This is a genomic window from Faecalibacterium sp. Marseille-P9590 (genome assembly GCF_017377665.1).
In the GTDB taxonomy this organism is placed as follows: Bacteria; Bacillota; Clostridia; order Oscillospirales; family Ruminococcaceae; genus Faecalibacterium.
The window spans coordinates 207,864-221,096 of the sequence record NZ_JAFREF010000001.1 but is presented as its reverse complement, the minus strand read 5'-3'; the positions used below and the strand labels follow the sequence as shown (position 1 = coordinate 221,096).

The 13,233-nt window shown below is 40.6% G+C and carries 14 protein-coding genes; all 14 read left to right on the top strand.

Translation table 11 applies throughout. The features are described from left to right. Window positions 1-44: 44 nt before the first annotated feature. The 14 genes from J3349_RS01130 (at window position 45) to J3349_RS01065 (ending at window position 13,232) form a co-directional block, all read left to right on the top strand. Window positions 45-1,121 (top strand): GDP-mannose 4,6-dehydratase, encoded by a 1,077-nt coding sequence (locus tag J3349_RS01130; protein ID WP_278251780.1) that lies wholly within the window; start codon window positions 45-47, stop codon window positions 1,119-1,121. 25 nt (window positions 1,122-1,146) lie between these two features. Further along, complete coding sequence (locus tag J3349_RS01125; RefSeq protein WP_207676146.1) at window positions 1,147-2,319, top strand: galactokinase family protein; 1,173 nt, start codon at window positions 1,147-1,149, stop codon at window positions 2,317-2,319. A gap of 13 nt (window positions 2,320-2,332) precedes the next feature. After that, window positions 2,333-3,073 (top strand): nucleotidyltransferase family protein, encoded by a 741-nt coding sequence (locus J3349_RS01120; RefSeq protein WP_207676142.1) that lies wholly within the window; start codon window positions 2,333-2,335, stop codon window positions 3,071-3,073. A gap of 28 nt (window positions 3,074-3,101) precedes the next feature. Next, on the top strand, window positions 3,102-4,352 hold the full coding sequence (locus J3349_RS01115) for a nucleotide sugar dehydrogenase (RefSeq protein WP_278251779.1): 1,251 nt from the start codon (window positions 3,102-3,104) through the stop codon (window positions 4,350-4,352). A 17-nt stretch (window positions 4,353-4,369) separates the two neighbouring features. Next, window positions 4,370-4,819, top strand: coding sequence for a UDP-N-acetylglucosamine--LPS N-acetylglucosamine transferase (locus tag J3349_RS01110; protein WP_040087875.1), 450 nt, complete (start codon window positions 4,370-4,372; stop codon window positions 4,817-4,819). Between the two features lie 23 nt (window positions 4,820-4,842). Further along, window positions 4,843-5,343 carry a glycosyltransferase gene (locus J3349_RS01105; protein ID WP_040087874.1) on the top strand — a complete coding sequence of 167 codons (501 nt, stop codon included), beginning with the start codon at window positions 4,843-4,845 and terminating at the stop codon, window positions 5,341-5,343. Window positions 5,344-5,361: 18 nt separating this feature from the next. Continuing rightward, window positions 5,362-6,504, top strand: a complete 1,143-nt coding sequence (locus tag J3349_RS01100) for a glycosyltransferase family 4 protein (protein ID WP_207676140.1) — start codon at window positions 5,362-5,364, stop codon at window positions 6,502-6,504. Window position 6,505: 1 nt separating this feature from the next. Further along, window positions 6,506-7,393, top strand: coding sequence for an ATP-grasp fold amidoligase family protein (locus tag J3349_RS01095; protein ID WP_207676138.1), 888 nt, complete (start codon window positions 6,506-6,508; stop codon window positions 7,391-7,393). Continuing rightward, window positions 7,393-7,914 (top strand): hypothetical protein, encoded by a 522-nt coding sequence (locus J3349_RS01090; RefSeq protein ID WP_207676136.1) that lies wholly within the window; start codon window positions 7,393-7,395, stop codon window positions 7,912-7,914. The genes J3349_RS01095 and J3349_RS01090 overlap by 1 nt, the downstream gene beginning before the upstream one ends. Then, window positions 7,838-8,488, top strand: coding sequence for a sugar-transfer associated ATP-grasp domain-containing protein (locus J3349_RS01085; protein WP_207676134.1), 651 nt, complete (start codon window positions 7,838-7,840; stop codon window positions 8,486-8,488). The genes J3349_RS01090 and J3349_RS01085 overlap by 77 nt, the downstream gene beginning before the upstream one ends. Window positions 8,489-8,505: 17 nt before the next feature. Next, window positions 8,506-9,582: a glycosyltransferase gene (locus J3349_RS01080; RefSeq protein ID WP_207676132.1), complete on the top strand. Its 1,077-nt coding sequence runs from the start codon at window positions 8,506-8,508 to the stop codon at window positions 9,580-9,582. Between the two features lie 12 nt (window positions 9,583-9,594). Beyond that, on the top strand, window positions 9,595-10,767 hold the full coding sequence (locus J3349_RS01075) for an EpsG family protein (RefSeq protein ID WP_207676130.1): 1,173 nt from the start codon (window positions 9,595-9,597) through the stop codon (window positions 10,765-10,767). 190 nt (window positions 10,768-10,957) lie between these two features. Then, complete coding sequence (locus J3349_RS01070) at window positions 10,958-12,124, top strand: hypothetical protein (protein WP_207676128.1); 1,167 nt, start codon at window positions 10,958-10,960, stop codon at window positions 12,122-12,124. Further along, a complete protein-coding gene (locus J3349_RS01065) occupies window positions 12,048-13,232 on the top strand; it encodes a glycosyltransferase (protein ID WP_207676126.1) in 1,185 nt (394 codons plus the stop codon). The genes J3349_RS01070 and J3349_RS01065 overlap by 77 nt, the downstream gene beginning before the upstream one ends. The last annotated feature ends 1 nt before the right edge of the window (window position 13,233 follow it).

The following is a 13,233-nucleotide window of genomic DNA, read 5'->3' as shown; positions in this document are numbered from 1 at the left end:
GCTATGAAGTACGCAAGGTGATTCGACAAGGAGGATAAAGATAAATGATGGAAAATAAAACAAAAATTGATCTGAAAAACAAAAGCATTTTTATCACGGGTGTAGCGGGTTTCATTGGTTCCAACCTTGCAAAGCGTCTGCTCTCCACGGTGGAGGGTGTCAAGGTTGTGGGTCTGGACAACATGAACCACTATTATGATGTGCGCCTGAAGGAAGCACGTTTGAACGAATTGGAGCAGTTTGAAAATTTCAGTTTCGTAAAAGGCAATCTGGCAGACAAGGCTGTGATCGAATCTATCTTTGAGCAGTATAAGCCGGAAATCGTAGTGAACCTCGGTGCGCAGGCGGGTGTCCGCTATTCCATTACGAACCCTGATGCCTATGTGGAAGCAAACTTGATTGGCTTCTATAACATTTTGGAAGCCTGCCGCCATTCTTACGATGAGGGGCATACCCCGGTAGAGCATCTGGTTTATGCGTCCAGTTCTTCCGTGTATGGCAGCAATAAAAAAGTGCCTTATAGCACGGATGACAAGGTGGATAACCCGGTATCGCTGTATGCAGCCACTAAGAAATCCAATGAGCTGATGGCTCATGCCTATTCTAAGCTGTATAACATTCCGTCTACTGGTCTGCGTTTCTTCACGGTATATGGCCCTGCTGGTCGCCCAGATATGGCGTACTTTGGCTTTACGAATAAGCTGCTGAAAGGCGAGACAATTCGGATTTTCAACTACGGTAACTGCAAGCGCGACTTTACTTATGTGGACGATATTGTTGAAGGCGTTGTCCGTGTAATGCAGGGTGCGCCGGAGCGCAAGAACGGTGAAGACGGTCTGCCTGTTCCTCCGTATGCAGTTTATAACATTGGTAATCAGAACCCGGAAAATCTGCTGGACTTCGTACAGATTTTGCAGGAAGAACTGATCCGTGCGGGTGTCCTGCCGGAAGATTACGACTTTGAAGCACACAAGAAACTGGTTCCGATGCAGCCGGGTGATGTACCTGTGACCTATGCGGACACGAGCGCACTGGAGCGTGACTTCGGATATAAACCTTCTACCAGTTTGCGCGAGGGTCTGCGGAAGTTCGCTGAGTGGTACGCAAAGTTTTACAAATAAACAAGAAGAATAGGAAAACGAATCCATGAAGTGTGTTGAGGTTTACAAGGAATTATATCATCAGGAGCCGTTTGATGTGGCGTTCTGCCCGTACCGTATCAGTCCACTGGGTGCGCATATCGACCATCAGTATGGAAAAATCAACGGTCTGGCAATCGACAAAGGAATTCACATGGCCTACCATCCGAAACAGAACGGCGTTGTGGAGTTGCAGTCTTTGAATTTTCCGAAACGCGCTCAGTTCTTTGTAAGTGCGGTGCCGGAAGAAAAACAGGGTGACTGGGCAGATCATCTGCGTGGTGCAGCGAAAATGCTGGGGGAGAAGTATCGCCTGAAAGTTGGTCTGTCAGGTATCATCGAAGGCAGCTTACCGATTGGCGGTTTGTCCTCGTCGGCTTCGGTCATTATTTGCTTCTTGTCTGCACTGTGCAAAGTGAATGGCATCCATTTGAAGCCGATGGAAATGATTCTCACCGCAAAGGCAGCAGAAAACCAGTATGTTGGCGTTTCTTGTGGCAAGCTCGACCAGAGCTGCGAAGTTCTTTCTAAGAAAAACCATCTACTGTACCTCGACACGAAAGATGACAGCTATGAACTGATCCCTACCAGCGAGAAGATGAAGCCCTACAAGGTTGCAATTTTCTTCTCTGGTTTGGAACGTTCTTTGAAAAACTCTAAGTACAATCTGCGGCAAGATGAGTGCAAGGCAGCGGCCTATGCACTGATGGGCTATGCAGGGATGGACTACGATACCTTTGCAAACACCCGGCTCCGTGATGTACCGTTTGAGGTCTTTGAAGCCTATAAAGATCGTTTGCCAGAGTTGTGGCGCAGACGTGCAGAGCACTATTACAGTGAGTTCGCTCGTGCCGAAAAGGGTGCAGAACTGTGGCGTAAAGGTGATTTGGAGGGCTACGGTCAGCTTGTTTTTGAAAGCGGAAAATCCTCTATTTATAGCTATGAGTGTGGCTGCGATGAACTAAAAAAACTGTATGAAATCATGACCGATACCGATGGTATCTACGGTGGCCGCTTCTCTGGTGCGGGCTTCAAGGGTTGCTGCATGGCATTGATTGACCCGGACAAGGCCGAAGATATTGAAGCGAGGGTGACAGCAGAGTATCTGAAAGCGTTCCCAGCACTGAATGGAAAGTATAGTTTCCATTTGTGTGAGAGTGCCGATGGCGTGGAACTATAAGGAGAGTACATAGATGAAATGTTTGATTTTGGCAGCGGGCTATGCTACACGGCTTTATCCGCTGACAGAGAATTTCCCGAAACCGCTTCTGAAAGTGGGCGAGAAATCCATCCTTGATTGGTTGGTGGATGATCTGGTGGACACCACCGACATTGACGAATTTGTGGTGATTTCCAATCACAAGTTTGCACAGCATTTTGAGGATTGGAAAAGTAATAAGCAAAAGACGCGGCCTTATGAGATTACTGTGATCGACGATGGTACAAGCACCAATGAAACTCGTCTGGGAGCAGTCAAAGATATTCAACTGGTGGTAGAAAAGCTGAATCTGGCTGATGATTTGCTGGTTATGGCTGGCGATAATGTGCTGGATTTCAGCCTTTCAAAGTTCGTTGATTTTGCCAAGGAAAAGAATACTTCCTGTGTGATGTGCCATGAGGAAAACGAACTGAAAAAGCAGCAGAAAACAGCAATCATCACGCTCGATAACTCGGATCTGATTACGAGCTATGAGGAAAAGCCAAAGGAACCAAAAGGAAATCTGGCTGTGCCGCCGTTCTACTGCTATCGTGCCTGTGATGTAAAGCGGATTCAGGAAGCTCTGGAGAACGGCTGCGGCTATGACGCACCGGGCAGCTTTGCGGCTTGGTTGAGCAAGCAGACACCGATGCACGCTTACGTCATGCCGGGTAAGAGGTATGACATTGGCGATATTAACAGCTATGAGTATGTAAAGAGTGTGTTTTCAAAATAAAAACGCAAAGAGAGAGGAGAAAGTAATCATGAGAGATTTTAAGGATTTGAAAATTGCTGTGGCCGGAACTGGCTACGTTGGACTTTCCATTGCAACGCTGCTGAGCCAGCATCATAAGGTTATGGCAGTGGATATTGTGCCGGAAAAGGTGGAACTTATCAATAGCAAAAAGTCTCCGATTCAGGACGAATACATTGAAAAGTATCTGGCAGAGAAAGAACTGAACTTAACTGCAACATTGGATGCAAAGGAAGCATATAGCGATGCAGATTTTGTTGTTATTGCTGCTCCTACCAACTACGACAGCAAGAAGAATTTCTTTGATACTTCTGCGGTTGAAGCGGTTATCAAGTTGGTGATTGAGTATAACCCGGAAGCAATCATGGTAATCAAGTCTACGATTCCTGTTGGCTTCACTGCAAGTGTTCGTGAAAAATATCACTGCGATAACATTATCTTTAGCCCGGAGTTCCTGCGTGAGAGCAAGGCTCTATACGACAACCTGTATCCGAGCCGTATCATCGTTGGCACGGATGTAGAAAACGCCCGTCTGGTGAAGGCTGCACATATTTTTGCTGAATTGCTTCAGGAAGGCGCAATCAAGGAAAACATTGATACGCTGTTCATGGGTTTTACCGAGGCAGAAGCGGTCAAATTGTTTGCTAATACCTATCTGGCTCTGCGCGTTAGCTACTTCAATGAATTGGATACCTATGCAGAGATGAAGGGCTTGAACACCCAGCAGATTATCAATGGTGTCTGCCTTGATCCGCGTATCGGTACTCATTACAACAATCCCAGCTTCGGCTACGGCGGGTACTGCCTGCCCAAGGACACTAAACAGCTGCTCGCAAATTATGCCGATGTACCGGAAAATTTGATTGAAGCAATCGTGGAATCTAACCGTACTCGCAAGGACTTTATTGCGGATCGTGTGCTTGAAATTGCTGGTGCTTATGAAGCAAATGACAGCTGGGATGAGAGCAAAGAAAAAGAAGTTGTAGTTGGTGTGTACCGCTTGACGATGAAGAGCAACAGTGATAACTTCCGTCAGAGCTCCATTCAGGGCGTTATGAAGCGCATTAAGGCTAAGGGGGCGACGGTCATTATTTATGAGCCGACTCTGAAGGACGGTGAGACTTTCTTTGGATCAGTAGTGGTTAATGATCTGGCTAAGTTCAAGGAAATGAGCCATGCTATCATCGCAAATCGCTATGACAAGTGTCTGGATGATGTGAAGGATAAGGTTTATACGCGCGATATTTTCCGCCGTGACTAATTAGCAGGAGTACGAAGATGAAAGTATGTTTAGTGGGATCGTCAGGCGGACACTTAACGCACTTATATATGTTGAAACCGTTTTGGAAGGATAAAGAGCGGTTTTGGGTTACATTTGATAAAGAAGATGCGCGTAGTCTGCTTGAGGGAGAAAAAGTTTATCCGTGCTATTACCCGACAAATCGTAGTTTGAAAGCATTGGTAAAAAACACCAAAATTGCATGGGATGTTCTGCATAAGGAAAAGCCGGATTTGATTGTTTCCTGTGGTGCAGCAGTAGCCGTTCCGTTTTTCTATATCGGAAAAATGATGGGAGCAAAAGTGGTATACATCGAGGTGTTTGATCGTATTGATAAACCAACTATGACTGGAAAGATGGTTTACCCTATTGCTGATAAATTTGTCGTTCAATGGGATGAGCAGAAGAAGGTTTACCCCAAAGCAGTAAATCTCGGAAGTATATTCTAAGATAGTAGGGGGAGAAAGCCAACATGATTTTTGTGACAGTGGGAACACATGAGCAACCATTTAATCGGTTGATTCAAAAGGTGGATGAATTAAAAAAAGATGGCGTTATAACCGAAGATGTCATTATTCAGACGGGTTTCAGTACATACGAACCAAAATATTGCCAGTGGAGCAAGTTGATTCCGTACCAGCAAATGATTAAGAATGTAGCAGATGCGCGCATTGTAATCACCCACGGTGGCCCAGCAAGTTTTATTATGCCGCTTCAGATTGGAAAAACACCTATTGTTGTGCCACGGCAGCATCAGTTCAATGAACACGTTAATGACCATCAGGTGGAATTTGCACGAAATGTCGCAAAACGGATGGGAACGATTATTGAAGTGGAAGATATTGAAACCCTTGGAGATGTTATAACCAATTACGATCGGATTGTAGCAGGCATGGGTCATGGGATTAGCAGCAACAATGCAAAATTCAATGAGGGCTTGGAGTCAATCGTAGATGAGTTGTTTAACAAGTAAAGAAAGGCAACGAACATAATGAGCAAAATCAAAGTTACCTTTGTAGAAACAAATTGTAAAAAGAATGGCCCAATCAAACAGACACTGAATATTATTCGCAATATGGACAAAGAGGTCTTTGAGCCTAGTCTGGTAACTGTGTGGCCGGAAGATGCAGACAATTCAATGATTGATGAGTATAAAAAGCTGGGTATCCCCGTACTGTCTGCAAACATGAGCAAGAAAAAGTCTGTTCTCTTTGGAAAGAAAGAGGTTGGACAACTTTTAGAGCAGTTGCAGCCGGATATTGTGCAGGGTGTCGGTATGCCGCCGTACAGAATGACGCTCGGCTATAAGAGAGCAATTCACTTTGTCACGCTCAGAAATTATTGCTATGAGGATTATCCTGACTACTATGGGAAAATTCCCGGAACAGTTATGGCCTTTCTCGATTTGAATTTGATTAAGAAACATATGGCAGCAGGCGAACCTTTCGTGACGTGTTCTGAAAGTTTGACAAAAATGTATAGAAGCCGTCAGAATATGGAGATTCCGTATATCCGCAACGGCGTGGATGTGAGCCAATATACAAAAAGAAACTGTGACGAAATAGATGACGTGCGGAGAAAACTTGATTTGCCGTTAGGAAAAGTCATCTATGTGTATAGCGGTGGATTTATCGACAGAAAAAATCAAAGAGAAGCCATTACCGCATTTTTGGCAATGAAGAAAAATGCAGATGCAGTTTTACTTCTGCTTGGTGATGGAACGAATTTTGAAGCACTGAAAGACGAGTTTTCTAAGAATACAAATATTTTGTTCCGGGGTAAGGTGTCCAACGTAAATGAATATCTCCATGCTTCTGATGTTTACTTGGCAACAAGCAAGTCCGAAGGACTGCCTAATGGCGTTTTGGAAGCGATGGCTTGCGGCTTGCCGGTGCTTCTGTCAGACATTCCGCAGCACATGGAGGTTTTGGAAGCAGACCCCCAGTGTGGTCATTCCTATAAACTTGGGAATGCTAAGCAGCTTTCAGCCTTGATGGATCAGATGATGGATGAGAACCTGTTTGAAATGGGCGAAAGAAGTTATACCGCTGTTATGGAAAATTTCACGGCAGAGGGTATGAGCAAGAGGTATCAGAATTTGTATTTGAAACTGATGAATAAGGGTGGAAGATAAAATGAAACTTTCTGAGTGGAAATTATATAGTATTTATGCTTTGGGACATATTCTGCAAGGTAGTCCCGAAGCTGATGAAAAATATCTCAAAATTTTATTTAAGTATCTGATGGGGAAAGAGTGTAACTTTGATAACCCTCAAACATATAGTGAAAAGTTGCAATGGTTGAAGATTTATGACAGAAATCCTCTTTATACCCAACTTGTCGATAAATATGAAGTACGGAAGTTTATTGAAGAACGAATTGGAAGTGAACACCTGATTCCATGCCTTGGCGTATGGAATCACTTTGACGAAATTGACTTTAACAAACTTCCCAATCAATTTGTTTTGAAGTGTACACATGATTCGGGCGGTTTGATTATCTGCAAAGACAAATCGACATTAGACTTAAAACAAGCACGAAAGAAAATTGAACATTGCCTTAAAAGAAATTACTTCCTCAATCATAGAGAATGGCCGTATAAAGATGTCAAGCCTAGAATTATTGCAGAGGAATATACGGTGGACGAATCTGGCTACGAGCTAAAAGACTATAAGATTTTCTGCTTTAATGGTGAACCGAAAGCAATGTTTATTGCAACAGATCGTGGAACGGATACTAAATTTGATTTCTTTGATACAGAGTTTCACCATCTGCCCTTTACCAATGGCCATCCTAATGCGGACAAGGAGATAAAGAAGCCAGAAAATTTCGATGAGATGCTTCGCATTGCGGGCATACTTTCAAAGGGAATGCCAGAGGTGCGGGTAGATTTGTACAATGTCAATGGAAAAATTCTTTTTGGTGAGATGACATTTTTCCATTGGAGCGGATTGATGCCTTTTGAGCCGGAGGAATGGGATTACAAATTTGGCAGTTGGATTGAATTGCCGGAGGTTAGATAATGGGTGTATTAAATAGTAGCCGTAAAGCGATGAAAGGCTTCATAGAGAAAAGTTACAGTATGGGTCAACTTCATGGAGAAATGAAGAAAATCAATGATCCTAGGCGACAGAACTTAATCGAAACAGTACACTTGACGAAAGCAGAAGAGAATAAAATTGATACATTGTTTGTTTCTACTTATGGCAAAAAGATTAAATATGATTGGCATAGGCTGTATCAATCTTTTACAGGGAAATTTGATGAAAACTATTTTCCGGAATATCTTTTTTCAAGTGTGTTAGAGCCAAAGATGAATCCGATGGATTATCGCTATGTTCTTGATGATAAACTATTGCTTCCATTGTTTTGTGTGGGCGTAGATCACGTCAGAACACCGCGTACATACTATTCAGTATGCGATGGCATTTGCTTTGATGAAGAAAAAAATATTGTGGATTTGAAAAATGATAATTTTAATGGGGGGGGGTACAGAGGCAATAATAAAACCTGTTCAAGATACATCATCAGGTGTTGGTGTTGAGAAAATAAAAGGAATAGAAGCGATAAAGAACAATCTGCAAGAGAAAGCAGCAAAAAAGGGTACATATATAGTACAGGAATGTATCACTCAAAATGAACAACTTGCCATGTTGTATTCAGAGGCAGTCAATACATTTAGGGTTATTACATATCTTTGGGACGGAGAAGTTTTCCATGTGCCGCTTGCATTAAGAATAGGACAAGGCGGTAGCTATTTGGATAATGCTCATGCTGGTGGAATGTTTATCGGTGTAAATGACTTGGGTGAACTGAATGATGAGGCGTTTACAGAATTTGGAAAAAGATATAAAGAACATCCTGATACACACACCGTATTCAAGGGGTATAAACTTAACTTTGTACCTGAACTTATCAAAACAGCGAAGAAGCTACATCTGAATGCCCCGCAGCTCGGAATTATTTCGTGGGATTTAACAGTTGATCAAAATGGAGTGTTTGTTCTGATAGAAGCAAATACGAGAGGACAGAGTATATGGTTCCCTCAAATGGCAAATGGTATGGGTGCATTTGGAAAAAATACTGCGGAAATCCTAAAATTTATAGCTCAAAAATAGAGGAGGATTAAAACAAGGTGATAAAAAGCGTGATTTTTGTTACTGGCTCATTGGCTGACGGTGGGGCAGAAAAGGTAATGTCAATTTTAGCATCGGGCTGTGCAGAGCTTGGAGCAGACGTTACGCTTGTGGTACTAAGACCAAAGAAAATCGTATATCCTGTGTCTGATAAAGTCAAAATAGTTCAATTTACAGATGACGGAAAACTAGCAACTATAAAACGCATAAGAAAGCTGCATAGGGTGCTGAAAGAATCAGCTGCAGAAGTAGTGATTCCGTTCCTTCCCATTATTTCGTTATATACAATGATTGCAAATATTGGGTTGAGAAAAAAAGTAATCATGTCTGAAAGAGCTGATCCGCGAGCTCAGTTCAACAATTTGCCATGGAAAGATAAAATTGGAAATTTCTTTATGAGAAAATGTGGCCTTTTTTCTTTGGCAGATTGGATGGTTTTTCAAACCCCAGATGCACAGTCATACTATTCTGAAAAAATTCAGAAAAAGAGTTCGATCATTCCGAATCCGTTGGATATTGATAAACTCCCAGAAAGATACGATGGAGAACGTGAAAAACGAATTGTTGCTGCCGGTCGTTTTTCCGAGGAGAAAAATTTTGCACTTCTAATAGATGGATTTGCGACTTTTCATGAAAGCTTCCCAGACTATACACTTACAATATATGGGGAAGGTGCACTGAGGAAAGATTATGAAATGCAAATACAGGAACTTGGGCTAGGTGGGAGTGTGAAACTTCCCGGATTTGCGTCAAATCTACCTGAAGAAATCAATAAAGCAGCCATGTATATTTCAACATCGAATCATGAGGGAATTTCTAATTCGATGCTGGAAGCATTAGGAATGGGAATTCCGACTATCGTAACCGATTGTCCAGTAGGAGGATCAAAGATGTTTGTACATACGGGAGATAATGGTGTTCTTATTCAAATGGAAAATAAAAATGATTTGGTCAGTGCAATGACATTGATTGCAACGAATAGCAGGTATGTAAAGCATATTTCAAATAATGCAATAAAAATTCGTGAGCAGTTAGCTGCACCTAATATTTGTCAGAAATGGCTGCAATTACTTTGATAAGGAGATAAGATGTGGGATATTAAAAGCGTAATATTATATCTTGTGATGGCGTCAATAGGCTACTTTTGTATATCAGAGGAAAGAAGAAGCATTCAAAATGGAGTAAGAAGGCGCTTAAAAGTTTCCTATGCAATTCTGTTTTTTGTGTGGCTTTTCCTAGCTGTATACCGATATGTTGGATATGAGAGCGGCATAATTATTGGAGGTAATGATGCCCCTACATATATAGATTATTTCCAGACGTGTCTAGCTGGTAAAGGAAATAATATCTATTTTGTGCGGACAGAACCATTGTTTCAGATAATGACTAAGGCGGTAAGAACTATTACGTCTAACTACCATGTGTACTTCGCACTCATTTACGGACTGATAATATTTAGTTATTTGCGCTTTATAGATGAGTTTGACCTCCTACAAAGCAATAAAACTCCGCTGTTTATGCTTGTGTTCCCGTTTATTCAAAGCTTTTGCGCGATACGCACACATATAACTATTGCATTGATTTTATTGGCGATAGTTGCTTTGAAAAATAGAAGAAATATTTTAATGTGGGGACTACTTATTGCGAGTGTTTTTATTCAGAGAGCAAGTTTAATATATGCAATCTTTCCGATTTTCTATTTTTATTATAAAAAGAATAAGATGACGATGAAAAAAGCAACAGCTTTTATTATTATCGGATGTGCTGTTGGATATATCGGGAAGAAAGTTATTATTGGTGGCAGTATTGGGTATTTAACAGGAGGGGTGTATGCAAATTATGCAAGTGCATCATCATCTGCGGGATATTTATTCGACTACATAAAGCTAATTGTTGAGCAAGTAATCATTGATGGGTATATGATTCTGTCCTATAAAAAAGTAAATGGACAACTGCAAGAAATGGAAGAGTTGGAAAAAGAAAAACTTCGGATGCTTCAAATGATGTGCTACTTCGATTTGATGCTAATTCCAATATGCTACATTTTAGGGATTTGGCGTGGAGCGAGCTATTTCTTTTTGCCTCGTCTTTTGATTTTAGGATATATAATAACCGACTTTTCGAGAAAAATATCGAAAAATTCTCGAAAAGCATACTATATGATAGTTAAAGTGGCAATGCCCATTTGGTTGGTGCTTCGACTATTTACAGTATATGATGTATCTGGGCTGATGCCATATTATCTTGACTTTAGGCTGTAATGTAAATGTTTATGAGGAAACCTAAGTATTACCACTCATAATAACTGGATTTACAGAGGAGAACTGGAAAAATGAAAATTAGAAAAAAGGATATTCAGTTTTTTTTGGTGGGCTGTGGATTGCTATTTGTACCGAGCTTACTAAGAGTGGGAATGTTGAAATCTCAATGGGCATTAGTAAATGTATTATCATGGATAGGAATTATTCTGCTGACACAGAGATATTATGGGGGGGGGGCAGAGTAGTATTATCTAAAGATGGAAGCAATGGAGTTACAAATCCATTATTGATAATAACGCTAATAATCCTTTTTCTGATTGAAGGAATGATGCTCCCGTATTTTTCGGCTGAATCAAAGATTAAGTACATCTATGCAACGATTCTTCCATGCTATATATTATATGTTTCCTTGCCAAGACAGGAAATCATTCGATATTTTAAAATGTTTGCAAAGTTATTAACCATTGCAAGCACGGTTGTTGTTTTGTGTGGTATTTTTGATACCTTTATTGGTACGAGCATTGGAAAGACAATAGCAGAATTTTCGGCGGCAGATTCATTGATTGAATCTATTCGTCAAGGACGGATGGTTTCATATTTTGGGCATCCGTTGTTGACAAGTGAAGTTATGATTTTGTGCTTTTCATTTAATACATTGGTAAATTACTGCATAGAGAAAAAAACAGTAACAGAGACAGTATACTATTCAATAGTAAGTGTAATCGGAATAGGATTCTGCGGAAGCAAAACGGGACTGATATTGATTGCAATAGAGTTTGCACTGCTGTATGTCAATAAGAAAGGAATAAAATATTTTATTCTAGTCGCCGCGGCTGTTTATTGGGCCTATGGTTATGGACTATTGGATACAGTGATCGGACGATTCTTGGATGGCTTCAAATCAGGAGATTTAACAACAGGAAGAAACACTGCATTAGCCCTACTTATGAGAAATGGATACTTGCATTTTAATTTTTTAATGGGTCATGCAGGAGCAGATTTATCGGAAAGAATGATTGCTGCGCTGGAGTATCCACCATTAAGATGGGCATATCTATTTGGAGTGTGGTTTTCAGTGGTAATGTGCATCATTTTATTTTTGACCCCAGCAATGATGATACTTAAGAACAAAAATATTAAAATTTTTATTGTTCTGATTATACTAATTCTCGATGTGAACAGTTATAACGGGATTACGACGCAATCTGATCAGATGTTGCTTTATTGTGTTTCGGTATTTTTGTTACTGAATTTAAGCTATGCGGTAAGAGGAAATGGAAATGAAGATATGTGTTCTAGTACAAAATCTATATACACTAGGAGGTATCCAACGAGTTGTAACTACAATTTTAAATGAACTTGTGAATGACGAAAATTACGACATAACAGTTGTGATGCCTTTTAAGATGAGCGGGGAGAAACTTTTCAAAATTGATGAACGTATTAAGCTGAAAAATCAAGAAGAACTATCTGTGAATCGAGAACATAAGCCCGTAAGATATATTTTTGCATTAAACAAAAGAATTGGATTTTTAGATAATGGTATAGCACTTCCATTTGTCCTAAACAATCGAATCGCACCACAGGAAAAAGAAAAGTACATAAAATATTTCAATGAAGAAAATTTTGATGTTGTTATTGGTGCGGGCATTGAATATAGTCTGCTTTTGGGCGAAATCAAGAAAGATATATCAGCAAAAACTATAGGATGGCAACACAGTACATACGGTTCATACTTTGAAAAAAGAGGAGCAACTGGATATGGATTGATGAAATATGTAAAAAAATGTTATTCAGCGTTGGATGGCATTTGGGTTTTGACAAATTCTGACAAAACAGAATTTGATAACAACTTGGGTATAGAAAGCAAAGTACTCTATAATCCACTTCCGAAAAATGACAGCGTTAGTACAACGTATGAAGAAGGATATGTCTTGTTTGCTGGGAGACTGGAACGAGAGCATAAAGGGTTGGACTACTTAATTGATGTAATAAAAAAGATTTCAGAAGAAGTCCCGAAGTTGAGAGTGACTATTATTGGAGACGGACCATCACATAATTGGCTAAAAGCTGAGATAGAAAGAACTGGATTAGGGGAGAAAGTTAACCTATTGGGAACAACAGATAATGTTTATCAATTCTATGGCAGGGCGTCAGTAATGGTCCAGACTTCTCGATGGGAGGGCTTTGGAATGACAATACTAGAAGCTATGTCTTGCGGTATTCCAGTAGTGGCATTTCATAATTACGGCCCAGACGAAATAATTAGAGACTCGGTTGATGGATACCTTGTAGATCACTTCGATACAGAAGCATTTGCAAAAAAAGTTGTGGAAATATTAAAGCAGCCTGAACAGCGAAAACAAATGGGAAAATGTGCAATTGAAAGATCACAGGATTTTAGCTTGGAAAAGGTGCTTCCACTGTTTAAACAATATTTAGAGGAAGCAGCGAAGGGATTATAAC